The sequence below is a fragment of the Alteromonas sp. 4NH20-0056 genome, from assembly GCF_057539655.1.
Genome location: NZ_BAAJLS010000001.1, coordinates 766,271 through 778,725 on the forward strand (window position 1 = coordinate 766,271; position 12,455 = coordinate 778,725).

General features: G+C 45.1%; 11 protein-coding genes. 4 read left to right on the forward strand and 7 right to left on the reverse strand.

Going from position 1 to position 12,455, the window contains the following annotated elements; all coding sequences use genetic code 11:
- Nucleotides 1-98 precede the first annotated feature (98 nt).
- The 3 genes from AC27EZ_RS03400 to AC27EZ_RS03410 all read left to right on the forward strand — a co-directional run bounded on the left by AC27EZ_RS03400 (nt 99) and on the right by AC27EZ_RS03410 (nt 4,134).
- Nucleotides 99-422: a hypothetical protein gene (locus AC27EZ_RS03400; protein WP_487133948.1), complete on the forward strand. Its 324-nt coding sequence runs from the start codon at nt 99-101 to the stop codon at nt 420-422.
- Between the two features lie 90 nt (nt 423-512).
- Nucleotides 513-1,850: an AmpG family muropeptide MFS transporter gene (locus tag AC27EZ_RS03405; RefSeq protein ID WP_487133949.1), complete on the forward strand. Its 1,338-nt coding sequence runs from the start codon at nt 513-515 to the stop codon at nt 1,848-1,850.
- A gap of 115 nt (nt 1,851-1,965) precedes the next feature.
- On the forward strand, nt 1,966-4,134 hold the full coding sequence (locus tag AC27EZ_RS03410; protein WP_487133950.1) for a response regulator: 2,169 nt from the start codon (nt 1,966-1,968) through the stop codon (nt 4,132-4,134).
- A gap of 55 nt (nt 4,135-4,189) precedes the next feature.
- On the opposite strand, the gene AC27EZ_RS03415 is transcribed toward AC27EZ_RS03410, so the two are convergent.
- From AC27EZ_RS03415 to rppH, 7 genes are all read right to left on the reverse strand, one after another.
- Nucleotides 4,190-5,143, reverse strand: coding sequence for a GGDEF domain-containing protein (locus AC27EZ_RS03415; RefSeq protein ID WP_487133951.1), 954 nt, complete (start codon nt 5,141-5,143; stop codon nt 4,190-4,192).
- Complete coding sequence (locus AC27EZ_RS03420; protein WP_487133952.1) at nt 5,140-6,165, reverse strand: response regulator; 1,026 nt, start codon at nt 6,163-6,165, stop codon at nt 5,140-5,142. Before AC27EZ_RS03420 ends, AC27EZ_RS03415 begins: the two co-directional genes overlap by 4 nt.
- Before the next feature lie 9 nt (nt 6,166-6,174).
- Nucleotides 6,175-7,008: a thymidylate synthase gene (locus tag AC27EZ_RS03425; protein WP_487133953.1), complete on the reverse strand. Its 834-nt coding sequence runs from the start codon at nt 7,006-7,008 to the stop codon at nt 6,175-6,177.
- An 18-nt stretch (nt 7,009-7,026) separates the two neighbouring features.
- On the reverse strand, nt 7,027-7,833 hold the full coding sequence (gene lgt / locus AC27EZ_RS03430; protein WP_487133954.1) for a prolipoprotein diacylglyceryl transferase: 807 nt from the start codon (nt 7,831-7,833) through the stop codon (nt 7,027-7,029).
- Nucleotides 7,834-7,837: 4 nt separating this feature from the next.
- Nucleotides 7,838-8,644 (reverse strand): sulfite exporter TauE/SafE family protein, encoded by an 807-nt coding sequence (locus AC27EZ_RS03435; protein WP_487133955.1) that lies wholly within the window; start codon nt 8,642-8,644, stop codon nt 7,838-7,840.
- 127 nt (nt 8,645-8,771) lie between these two features.
- Nucleotides 8,772-11,063 (reverse strand): phosphoenolpyruvate--protein phosphotransferase, encoded by a 2,292-nt coding sequence (gene ptsP, locus AC27EZ_RS03440; protein WP_487134006.1) that lies wholly within the window; start codon nt 11,061-11,063, stop codon nt 8,772-8,774.
- 42 nt (nt 11,064-11,105) lie between these two features.
- Nucleotides 11,106-11,648 (reverse strand): RNA pyrophosphohydrolase, encoded by a 543-nt coding sequence (rppH, locus tag AC27EZ_RS03445; RefSeq protein ID WP_487134007.1) that lies wholly within the window; start codon nt 11,646-11,648, stop codon nt 11,106-11,108.
- Between the two features lie 113 nt (nt 11,649-11,761).
- Between rppH and mutH the strand changes: the two genes are divergently transcribed.
- A complete protein-coding gene (gene mutH / locus AC27EZ_RS03450; protein ID WP_487133956.1) occupies nt 11,762-12,433 on the forward strand; it encodes a DNA mismatch repair endonuclease MutH in 672 nt (223 codons plus the stop codon).
- The last annotated feature ends 22 nt before the right edge of the window (nt 12,434-12,455 follow it).

Genomic DNA, 12,455 nt, shown 5'->3' on the forward strand with positions numbered 1-12,455 from the left:
AAAACAAAGGACTAACGATAATGTTACGTAGCAGTAACATGCGTTTAATGTTATGAACTATAATACCTGTATTACAAGATGACAGCGGCGACGTTTCTGTGACTGTACAAGCATTCGTAAATAAAAAAGCCAAGCAGCTGTGTTTTTATCTTAAAGCCTTTTGGCGAAACGAGCTGCCAGCGCAAGAACTTGAACTATTCTTTTGGGATAGCATGGAAGAGTGGGGGCAAATCTCGTGTACCTTCACTCAACCCTATACCCCACAGGAACGTGTTTTTTGGCATTTACTTCATCAGGTCCACTACTGGTCTGAGGATAAGTTACGCAACGACACATACTTGCTGGATGAATTGAAGAACTGCGTCAATTTTCTAGAGGGTGAGGGTATGTGCCCACTAGATTGCGTAGGCATTCGACCGTAACTCCTTAGCAATGTTGACATTTCTTTTCATTGCATCTTCATCATAATAATGGCTCAATACTGCCTTTGACTCTTTGAGCTGGACATTTTTTTGTTTAACGCGCTACGCATTTTTAAAGATAAACGCCTTCTCAGTATTTTCTTTTTTGGGGTATCCAGCGGTTTTCCGTGGATAATGATCGGCTCGGTATTATCTGCGTGGTTAAAAGATGAAGGCTTATCACGGTCGTCGATTGGTTTGTTTGGTGCTATCTTTGCCGTCTACTCAATAAACTTTCTTTGGTCTCCACTGATTGACCGCATAACCCCCCTAGTGCTGGGTCAACGGCGAGGCTGGATTGTGTCGATGCAACTGGCCATCATACTGTGTTGTGTTGCTATGTCTCAGTTAAGCGCCCAAACGTCGCTGTATTTCATCGCACTGTTTGGCCTGCTGATTGCCCTATTTTCATCCACACAAGATATTGCAATAGACGGCTATCGCATTGATGTTATTAAGGCAGAAGAAAAAGCGTCCATGTCTGCCGCCTCGTCGGTGGCAACTGCTGGTTGGTGGACCGGCTACGGTGGGCTTGGTGCCATTCCGTTTTTTATTGCCGATGTTGACGGATGGTATTGGCCTAGTATCTACCTCTTACTCGCCTTTATTATGTTAGGGCTATCAATAACAACCTTATTCGCTAAAGAGCCTGACATCGACCGCCAAGCATTACGTGATGCCGCTGATAAACTTGTCTTTGGCCGTAGCAATAATGCGCAAAACACCGCTCGTTTTTCGATAATATCTTGGCTTAAGCAAACCCTGCTAAGCCCCTTTGTCGAATTTTTTTCTCGTAACGGTGTCAAGCTAGCGCTTTCTTTCCTGCTCTTTATTTTTCTTTTCAAAATTGGTGAAGCCTTTTTAGGGCGGATGAGTATTGTCTTTTACAAAGAGATAGGGTTTTCAAATAGCGATATTGGGACTTACTCAAAACTCCTTAATTGGTGGGTGACTATTATTTTTTCTCTGTTAGGTGGTTTGGTCAACATCCGCTATGGCATCTACAAAGGGTTAATGATTGCAGGCATAACCATGGCGGCTTCTAACCTGATGTTCTCTCTTATTGCGCATACCGGGCCCGATACAAGCTTGTTAGCCGCTGCGGTTATCATCGATGGTTTTACCGGCGCATGGAGTACCGTGGCTATGGTGGCGTTTATCTCGCTTCTGTGCAACCGTGCCTTTAGTGCTACTCAATATGCGCTTATGGCGTCGTTGAGCGTCGCTGGACGGACGTTTGTCGCCTCTAGTAGCGGCTTTGTCGTTGATTACCTAGATGGTAATTGGAGTCTATTCTTTATCTTAACCGCCGTTATGGTCATTCCTAGCCTGTTGTTTCTTTACAGCATTAGACACAAGATTAGCGCGCTAGAACAAGGTAATACATAGCACCGGTTTAATTTTGCATTCTGGATGAATTACTCTATCTTTGAAATAAGACAAATAGTTTTCAAACAAGTCTATATAACACCGCCTTAAATTGGCAACGCAACGGATAGCCTTAATGAATCAACGCTCCACACATTCTACTATGTTAAGACACTATGCTATTTCATTGGTGGCCATTGGCGTAGTCATCAGCGTGTGCTTTTTTGTAATCTTTAGTGCTGTTCGCGCGCCTAGCCTTATTGCTAAACACATTCATGCGCTTAATGCACTTCAACATATTGCAACAACATCAAAGCCTATTGTGGACGCGATACAGCAGGTTGAAAATAGAGAGCGTATTCCTTCACTTCAAGTTAAGTTACAGCCCCTTTACCAGGAAATGAAGTTTCACATTGCACGCGTGTGGGGAGATGACGTCGCACTTTACGAGGCCATGGATAATACCGAGAACCTGAATAGTGATGATATTAATACCCCCCTTACTTTACTTTCTATGCAAGACAATCAAGACCAGCTGCTCCATATTGGCAGAGCCTTACACGTGCTTTCCTTCGGTTCTCAGGCGCATGTAGAAGAAATTGTATTCCCCTCTCGGGCCTTTGACATTATTGATCAATCGTTACGCGCACTGGAGCAAGAGAAGCTGGAGCGCTTCAATATTGACCGTAAAGAAACACAGACTAACTTGTTACTTTGTGCCGGTGGGATACTACTGGTGTTAATTGCAAGCTGGTTTTGGTTTGTGGCGGGCTTAAACACTCTACGTGCTAACGACGGCGAAAGCCTCTCTTCGTTAAATCAAGGCCTGTATAGAGAAAAGCGCCAGTTCCTCAACTTAATGAGCCATGAGTTTAGAGCCCCGATTAGTGCCATTATTTCCGCCCTTGAGCTTATCCCCAACCTTAAAGAGCAACAGGGGAAATTGATTCAGCAAGCTGAGCAATCATGCTACCGATTACTTAATCTCACCAACAACCTCGTCGATATTTTTGATGAAGAAAACGACGCAGTGCCCGTTAACGAGGAGATTGACCTTATTCGGCTGCTTGATGAAATCGTTTCGCCTTATTCTGTTCGCGTACGAGACAAAAAGGTCGACTTTACTATGCACTGTAGTCATAGCGTGCCGTCCTTCATTTTAGGTAATGCATCCGTGATTACTAAAAGCATCGCAAACGTTTTAGATAACGCTGTGAAGTTCACTTCTAATGGGTTAATAGATGTCAGTATCACTACTGAAGTAAAAGAGAAGAAAATATACTTAGTGGTGCGAGTAAACGATTCTGGTACCGGTATTAGTGAAGACATTCAAATAAAAGTATTCAATCGTTTTTTCAGGGCTGAACAAATTGAGAACCACCGCTACCCTGGGGCTGGCGTTGGGCTTACGATTGCAAAGCAAAATGTAGAAAGCCTAGGAGGAACCATTTCGTTTGTGAGCCAAGAGGGCATTGGTACTGAATTTACTATTCACATTCCTATTACGCCGGTAGAGACCGTCACACACCTTAGCGACGTAAACCGATTTGTTAAGTTTGCTATCGTTGATGATCTAGAGATTTCACGGCTTCATCTACAAAATATTATTACTCGAGAAGGCTTTACGGCACAGTGTTTTGCAAACGGTAACGAATTACTCAACTTGCATGAAGAGTTACTTAATTTCACCGCAATTTTCATCGATTTATGTATGCCGGGCATCAATGGCATTGAGCTTATTCGCACGTTGCACGCCATTTACGGTGAACGTACACCACCCGTTATATTAATCTCCGCCACGCCTGATGTTGCCAACATTGTGGCCAACCAACAGCTCACTATCGCGCAAGCCTTTGTTAAACCTATTGATACCAATAGGTTTGTGGATACCTTACATCACTTCAACTCATCGCAAGACAAACATATTGCCACAACGCAGAAAAATGTAATTTTGGTGGTTGAAGATGAACCTATCAATGCAGAAATGACCCAAAGTATGCTGGGTTGCATGGGGTATGAAGCTTACGTGGTAACCAATGGAGAGGATGCCATTGTCGCCATCACTACTCGCGACTTTGCCGCAGTGTTAATGGATATAAATTTACCCGATATGAGCGGCATTGATGTGGCAAAGATTATCGTTGAAAAGCAGCCTTCACTTCCTGTGATAGCGATAACGGCAAATGCCAGAGACGAAGAAAAAAGAGAATCAATTAAGGTGGGTATGCGCTATCACTTAGTTAAGCCTGTAACGTTTCAAGAGCTTAAAAATACACTAGCGCTGACACTTATTAAATATGACTAAAGGCACAACAGTAATGTAGCGCCCTACAAACTCCGCCGCGTTTTCGTCACTTACGTTATTCTGAAAACACACAAGACCGATTGCGGCCAGTTTCCTTGGCCTTATATAAGGCTTGGTCTGCTTGTTCTAACCACGCCATCGAACTGACGCCATCGTTGTTAAATTGAGATAACCCTAAGCTAACGGTGAAGGTAATGGTGTCGCCTTCGTGCTCCACTTTTAAGCGCTCTGCAAAGCGTCTTATGCGTTCTGCAACCACCAGCGCATCTTCTGCTGCTGAGTCGGTCAAAATCAACGCGAATTCTTCACCACCGTACCGCCCTGCAAGATCGGTTTCTCGAATGCATTTCTTTATTAACGCGGCAAGCATTTGAATAACCTTATCGCCTGCCTGATGCCCATAGGTATCGTTAATCTTTTTAAAATGGTCAATGTCCAGCATGATGGCCGTACTTGATTTTTCCTGCCGTTTAGCAAGTTTATAGGTTTGTTCAAACCGCTCTTGCCAATAGCGACGGTTATACAAACCGGTTAATCCATCCACCCGACTGGCTATTTTAAGCTCTTCATTTAGCCTTTCCATTCCTCGTTTACCGAGTGCTTGGTCAGTGACATCGTAAACAAGAACACAAAAGCGCTCGACGCTACCGTCTTCAGAAATGAGAGGAAACATAGTCACGTTTTGGTACATGTAATTTGCGTCACATGTGATCGGGCGATTACAACCAAATTTAAACAAATACTGGCGCTGTTCCCAAATAACAAAAACCGGGCTTTTAAGATTAAATACAGGCTCTGACTTAAGCCTTAACCAAGGCTCATCTATTTCTGGAAAATGGGTGAAAATGGGCTGTCCGACAATATCTCTAGGCAAAATAGACGAGTGGTTCTCCATAAACTTGTTCCACACTTCTACCTCAAAATCCCGGTTTAGAATAACAATGCCGACTTCGATAGAGTCGACGAGTCCTGCCGGTACCGTATTATTTTCGTTGCTCGATATGATCACGACGCTTCCCTTTCCACATCAACAAGACGTCCATAAATATGCTTCATCGCATCATTGGGGAACAGCAATAGTAAGTCGAAAGAGATATCTTTTGCCTTAATAGCGTAGGCTATCTCTATTGCCATTACCTTGCCCCACTGCTTTACGTTTTCGCTCAGTAATGCCGCTAGACCTTGGTGTCTGCCCAGTAACACGGGGTGCGAATGACTAAACGACACATTTAACTGTTCAGATAAACCGTTTATGCACGCGCCGATAAGTATGTTTGACACATCCATCAACGCCTCTAACTCAACACTTCCCGTTGAGCTATATTGGTCGTACTTTAATAATTCGATAATATTTTGCGAATTGAAGTCGTTAAAGATAACCAGCGCTTCACCACGAATTCCTGCGCTCGCAAACCCTTTCGATACCGCAGAAACACAATCGTTTCGATTAATATCAGCAACGGCCATTGATAACTCATTGCTTTCGAGCAGGTTAACATTGGGAATAGGTAAATCGATGAACTCACCCAGTAACTGCGCAAGATTTTCTCCTGCACGCCCCATGGCTACGTTAACCATTTCCCGATATGCATCTAATTTATCTTCTTCGGTAGACGTATCGCCATCACGTACCGTCGCCTCACGCATCTCAGCTTTTGCATCACCGTTGTAGATACCATACGAGGACAGAATATGGCTTAGCTTGTCGTTGTCTATCGGCTTGCGAATAAAGTCGATAGCCCCTTTGCCAATCATACGCTCACGTGCTTCAGCTTGCACATCACCGGAAACAACAATAACCAGACAGGATAAGTCTTTGGCGCGAATGGCATCCATGGTTTGATAGCCATCCATCACCGGCATATTCAAATCGAGAAAAAGCACATCCCCTTTGCCCTGTTCAATAAGCGCAATGGCCTCTTCCCCGTTTTCTGCAAAGGATATCTCGACATCCCACCCATCTGGGATACTCCGCGCCATCTGACGCCTTGCGAACCCAGAGTCATCGCAAATTAATATGGGAGTACTCATAAATGCTCCCTATATCGCCACTGGCGCTTTAATATGTGGATGACATTGATAATTTTCTAATGAAAAATCGTCAAACGTGAAGCCAAAGATATCTTTGACATCAGGATTAATTCTCATGGTTGGACGTTCAAATGGTGTGCGACTCAATTGAAGTTCGACTTGCTCTAAATGATTAGCATAAAGATGCGCATCCCCTAGGGTGTGAATAAAATCACCTGGTTCAAGGTCGCATACTTGGGCGACCATCATTGTAAGTAGTGCATAACTTGCGATATTAAAAGGTACACCTAAAAATATGTCGCCGCTGCGCTGATATAGCTGACAGCTTAATTTACCTTCTAATACATAGAATTGGAAAAGGGTATGGCAGGGTGGCAGTGCTTGTTTGCCCATTGCTGCATTTTCTTTCGGCGTATAGTCGGTATCTGGCAGCACCGCTGGATTCCAGCCACTAACAATAAGTCGTCGTGAGTCAGGGTTTGTTTTAATTTGGTCAATGACCTCGGCAATTTGATCTACCGTTGTGCCATCGCCCCGCTCCCAGCTGCGCCACTGGCTACCGTAAACTGGACCTAGTTCGCCATCTTCAGTAGCCCACTCATCCCAAATGCTAACGCCATTCTCTTTTAGGTACGCAATATTGGTCTCGCCTTTAAGAAACCAGAGCAGCTCATGAATAATGGATTTAAGATGACACTTTTTAGTTGTGACTAGCGGAAACCCTTCCTGTAAGTTAAAGCGCATTTGATAGCCGAAAACGCTAAGCGTGCCGGTCCCTGTGCGGTCTTCCTTTTTAACGCCTGCATCACGCACGTGACGCATAAGTGTGAGATATTCTTTCATTCTTATTCTTATATTATTCTAGTTTTCAACACGGTGCTGCTTGCCACCTTTATACGCCCAAACAATCAGCCCCAAGCCCAGCGCAATCATGGGTAAACATAAAAGTTGCCCTTGGCTTAAACCCATTTGATATAAACCTATGTGCGCATCGGGCTCACGGAAGTATTCAACAAAAAATCTGAAGCTACCGTACCCCAATAGAAATAGGCCACTTACTGCGCCAGTTGGGCGTTGCTTTGCTGAGTATAACCATAAGATAACAAATAATAATACGCCTTCAAGCGCAAATTCGTAAAGCTGCGATGGGTGCCTTGCCACATTGCCTGCACCAGGGAAAATAATTGCCCACGGTACATCGGTGGTACGGCCCCATAACTCGGCATTTAAAAAGTTGCCGATCCGCCCTGCGCCTAAACCAATGGGAACCAATGGCGCAACGAAATCGCCTACTTGCAAAAACGAGGCTCCCATTTTTCTTGCTTGCCAAAACAAGGCTACCAACACTCCCAACAATCCGCCATGGAAGGACATCCCGCCCGCCCAAATTTTGAAGAGATACAGTGGGTTATCGACAAACATGGTGAACTGATAAAAGAGTACGTACCCCACTCTTCCACCGAGAATGACACCCACAAAGCTCCAAAACAGGAGGTCACTAAGTTGGTCCCGTGACCACGAGGTTTGTGACAGCCGCTTTTGCGCAAGTAAATATGCCGCAATAAAGCCAACAAGATACATCATGCCATACCAACGGACGCTTAGGGGACCAAGGCTAAAAATAACTGGGTCGATACTTGGGAATACCAGAAAACTGCTCTGTTCCATTATATTATTCAATTCCTACTAACATTCTTATACTGACCAATACCAACAAGCTTGCCAGTATAGCCTTTAAAATACGTGTATTTACTCGCTGACCTAGTTTAGCGCCAATATTTGCAGTAAACATTGAGGTTGCTACTATACCGACCGTAGCAGGAAGGTAAACATATCCCACGCTGAAAGGTGGCATTTCATGCTGTTTTAATCCAGCCACAACAAAGCTTGCAGTGCCAAATACCGCAATAATGAGCCCACAAAAGGCTGCACAGCCAATTGCTGCGCGAATATTCACTCTAAACCACACCAATGCGGGCACCAATAATGCACCGCCCCCGATGCCCATTAACGCACTCACTACCCCAGTACCGACCCCCACACTAGCAAGCGCGGTAGTGGTGGCCTTTTTATCTGACGCTTTTCGTTTACCAAAAATCATGTAAAGCGCAATAACGATAACGAGTATGGCAAAAACATTCTTCAGCAACTCTCCTGAAATAAGACTTGCCACTTGCGCACCAATGATTGCCCCAATTGCAATACCTGCGCCTGTATAGGTAACAATATTGCGGTCGATGTTACCAAGCCGATAGTGGGCATAGGCAGAAGAGAACCCGGTAAATATGATGGTGGAAAGCGATGTTGCAATAGCAACAGGCATAACGGTTTCGGTTGTCATTCCCATCAAATGTACCAATAGATAAGACAACACAGGGACGATAATAAGCCCGCCGCCTATCCCTAGCATGCCTGCCAGTAACCCTACAATGGTACCAAGCAACAAACAACTTAAAAAGATGACGGTTATGGGTTCCATTTGTTCCCTTTTATCATGAGACAGCCTACTAAGTGAGGGCGATTTATTATGTTAACTGCTGTATTGGCCAAACGAGTGGCGTGATAGCGCATATAGGGTAGTGACAGACACCGCCAGGCAGGTAACATTATGCGCCAGCTCGAATAAGACCACCTAAGCCTTTCCCTTCTAAAAAGGCATTTAAATAACCAAACACTTCTTCTTGTGTTTCACAGGTCATTGCTAACGATAGTAGCTCACGGCTTTCTTCTAATGTCACTTTTCGTATTAACCAATTTATTTTTCGTAAGTTGAACGCATTCATACTTAACTTTCTATAACCCATGCCCATTAACAGGATAGCGCCGGATGGCTCACCGGCGATTTCACCACAAATAGTAACAGGCACTTGGTTTTGATTAGCTTGCTTAACAATATCGTAAAGTGCACCAAGCACGGCAGGGTGATAGCTGTTATACAAACTCGCCACCCGCGTATTGTTTCTATCAACTGCGAGCAAATACTGCGTGAGGTCGTTGCTGCCGACCGAGAAGAAATCGACATGCTTGGCTAGTTGTGGAAGCTGATACAATACCGACGGTACTTCTAGCATAATCCCTAGCTTAGGCTTTTTAAGCGTCTCACCACTTTCTACAACTTCATCACTGATTTCGTAAAACGCTTGATTTATAAGCCGTTTCGCTTCTTGCACTTCACTTACCGTAGAAATCATCGGTAACATGATTTGCAGGTTGGTTAACCCCACACTTGCGCGCAGCATAGCACGAACTTGCACAAGAAATATTTCGGGGTGATCCAAGGTAAGCCGAATACCACGCCAGCCTAAGAAAGGGTTTTCTTCATTAATAGGGAAATACGGTAGCGGTTTATCACCCCCAACATCGAGCGTACGCATGGTGATGGGAAGTTCTGGCGCCGATTCTAATACCTCGCGGTACAACAACACTTGTTCTTGTTCTGACGGAAAACGCTCTCGCAGCATAAAGGGGATTTCAGTTCGGTATAGTCCAATTCCTGATCCTATGTGCTCAGGACTGAGTTCGCCCTGCGCTGAAAGCCCCGCGTTAATATATAAAGACATTCTGCATCCATCGATACTCTCACATGGCTGCCCCGCCTCGGCGTCGATACGCTCGGTTATCGCCGATTCTTCTTCTATTAATTGAATGAACTCGTTTTTAATGTTTCTTTCGGGTGAAACTATAACCTCGCCCGCGTATCCATCAACCAGTATTTCTTTGTCTTCTAATAAAGCAGGTGAAACGTTTTGACAGCCCATTACCGCTGGCACACCCATGGCTCTGGCCAATATCGCGGCATGAGAGTTATTCGAGCCGCGAATAGAGATAATTCCTTTTAATTTATCTCTAGGAAACTCTGCCAACATGGTCGCGGAGACTTCTTCAGCCACCAAGATGCTGTCTTCTACCGCATACTTCTCTTTTACTTTGTAGCCTTTTGCCGCAAGCAAAATATTGGCAAGAATACGGTCTGATAAATCTACAATATCAATGGCACGCTCTTGCATGTATGGGTCGTCCATCGCCTGAAAGCGCGCGGCGTAGCTTTCTACCACCATCTTCAATGATGATGCGGCGTCCCAACCTTGCTTAATTTTTTCTTCAACTTCCCGACCTAAACTATTTGCGTCTAATAAGTGGTGGTACAGCTGAAAAATGGATTTAACGTCATCAGGAATGCCGTCGTCGAGTCGCTCTGAGAGGTTGTCGACGTGTTTACGGGTTTCCTCTACGCCAAGCCGGTATCGTTGGATTTCTTCCGCTGGTGCTTTAGTGCGTTTAACTACCCAGTTTTTCAGATTGACCGACTTATCTGGGGCGAACCCTTTACCGATGGCGAGCCCAGGAGAGCCTGCAATACCGGTAACATTTTTTTGTTGAATTGTGTATTCATTGGTCGCCGAGTAATTCAGCGCACCACGCATATCGGCATTGGTCACTTCAAGGGCTAACTGGGCGGCAAGCGTAACAAGAAAGGCTTCTTCGTCTTCGCTAAAACGGCGTTTTTCGCTTTGCTGAAGGGTAATTACGCCAAGCACACGCCGTTGATTGATAATAGGCGTACCTAAGAATGCGTTGTAATTCTCTTCTTTTACTTCTGGATAGTGTTTAAAACGAGGATGTTTTTGCGCATTAGCGATATTGAGGGGTTCTTCACGCTGACCAACAAGACCAATAAGCCCCTCAGAGAAGCCTATGCGTACGTGCTCGACAGCATCAACATCAAGGCCGTCGGTTGCTTTTAGTACAAAGTCTTGTCGCTCATAATCCGCAAGGTAAATTGAGCACGAGTCAACGTCTAAGGTTTGCTTAACCCGAGAGGCGAGACGAAACAACGCAGTATCGAGTGCGGGAATTTGATTCATTTCCTGCACGATACGCTTTAACGTCGTTAGCATGGCCCCTTTGTTACCTCCTGTACTCACAGGTCCCCCTTTTGCTTACCCTCGTCTTCGCTTTTTCCCACGCTTATTCGGCGCGGCACTTTGACGATGGGGAGGTCGGTGTTGTAGCGACATGACCACAGGTGAAAATTCTTTCATGACGCGACGATAAACATCGCGTTTAAAAGAAACCACATTCCGGATCGGATACCAATAGCTTACCCATCGCCAATCATCGAATTCGGGATGCCCCGTTTTTAATACGTTTACGTCCTGCTCGTTGCAATCTAACTGCAACAAGAACCATTTTTGTTTTTGTCCTATACAAACGGGATTACTACCTTGACGTATTAAACGCTTCGGTAACTTATATCGCAACCAATTCCGCGTAACGTCAAGAATAGTGACGTCTTTAGGCATAAGCCCTACTTCTTCATGAAGCTCGCGGTACATGGCTTGTTCAGCAGATTCCCCTTCATCAATTCCGCCTTGAGGGAACTGCCATGAATGTTGACCATAACGCCTTGCCCAAAATATTTGACCCATTTTGTTGCAAATCACTATGCCCACATTCGCACGGAATCCATCGGCATCTATCACATAGACTCCCGGGCACACACTATTTTTATATGTTTTCATTCTTCCACAAACTATGCTCCAATCATAGTGTTATTCTTCTTGGGACGGTCTCAAACCCTAAAATAGTGAATTGTATGCAACCACCTTCGACTCCCCCCGCCTCTGCCGAGGCGCTTCTTGAACGCTGTAACAACCTTGGCGGGCTGGCATTAGGCGAGCTTGCTGAGATGGCTAGTGTGGATATACCGGCCAATCTACAGCGACATAAAGGATGGCCTGGAATGCTTATTGAGCGCTGGCTAGGTGCAAGTGCAGGGTCAAAGCCCCAACAAGACTTTCCCGAACTGGGCATTGAGCTTAAAACCATTCCTATTGATGAGTACTTTCGCCCGATCGAAACTACGTATGTCTGTTATGCGCCCTTGCTTATGGCGCCAGGCGTTACGTGGGAAACGTCGAACGTAAGGAATAAACTACAGCAGGTTTTATGGTTGCCAATTGAAGGGGATAGACGTATTCCTTTGGCAGAGCGTCGTGTGGCGACGCCGTGTCTATGGCAGCCGAGCGAGCAAGAAGATAGGGTGTTAAGAGCAGATTGGGAAGAGTTGACAGAGGCTGTACTGACCGGACACGTGGAATCGATAACCTCTAAGCAAGGCGTTGCACTGCACATGCGCCCGAAAGCGGCAAACGGTAGTGTACTGACCGACGCATTAGGGCCAGAAGGAAATAAAATTAAAACACGGCCCCGTGGTTTTTATTTACGTAAAACCTTTACGCAAAACATTTTGTTTCAACACACGTAATACTGTTCAGGCTGGCAATACT

Coding starts and splice junctions, on each gene's coding strand:
- AC27EZ_RS03420 (WP_487133952.1), bottom strand. CDS start 6,165: ATGAGTACTCCCATATTAATTTGCGATGACTCTGGGTTCGCAAGGCGT.
- ptsP (WP_487134006.1), bottom strand. CDS start 11,063: ATGCTAACGACGTTAAAGCGTATCGTGCAGGAAATGAATCAAATTCCC.
- lgt (WP_487133954.1), bottom strand. CDS start 7,833: ATGGAACAGAGCAGTTTTCTGGTATTCCCAAGTATCGACCCAGTTATT.
- AC27EZ_RS03410 (WP_487133950.1), top strand. CDS start 1,966: ATGAATCAACGCTCCACACATTCTACTATGTTAAGACACTATGCTATT.
- AC27EZ_RS03425 (WP_487133953.1), bottom strand. CDS start 7,008: ATGAAAGAATATCTCACACTTATGCGTCACGTGCGTGATGCAGGCGTT.
- mutH (WP_487133956.1), top strand. CDS start 11,762: ATGCAACCACCTTCGACTCCCCCCGCCTCTGCCGAGGCGCTTCTTGAA.
- AC27EZ_RS03435 (WP_487133955.1), bottom strand. CDS start 8,644: ATGGAACCCATAACCGTCATCTTTTTAAGTTGTTTGTTGCTTGGTACC.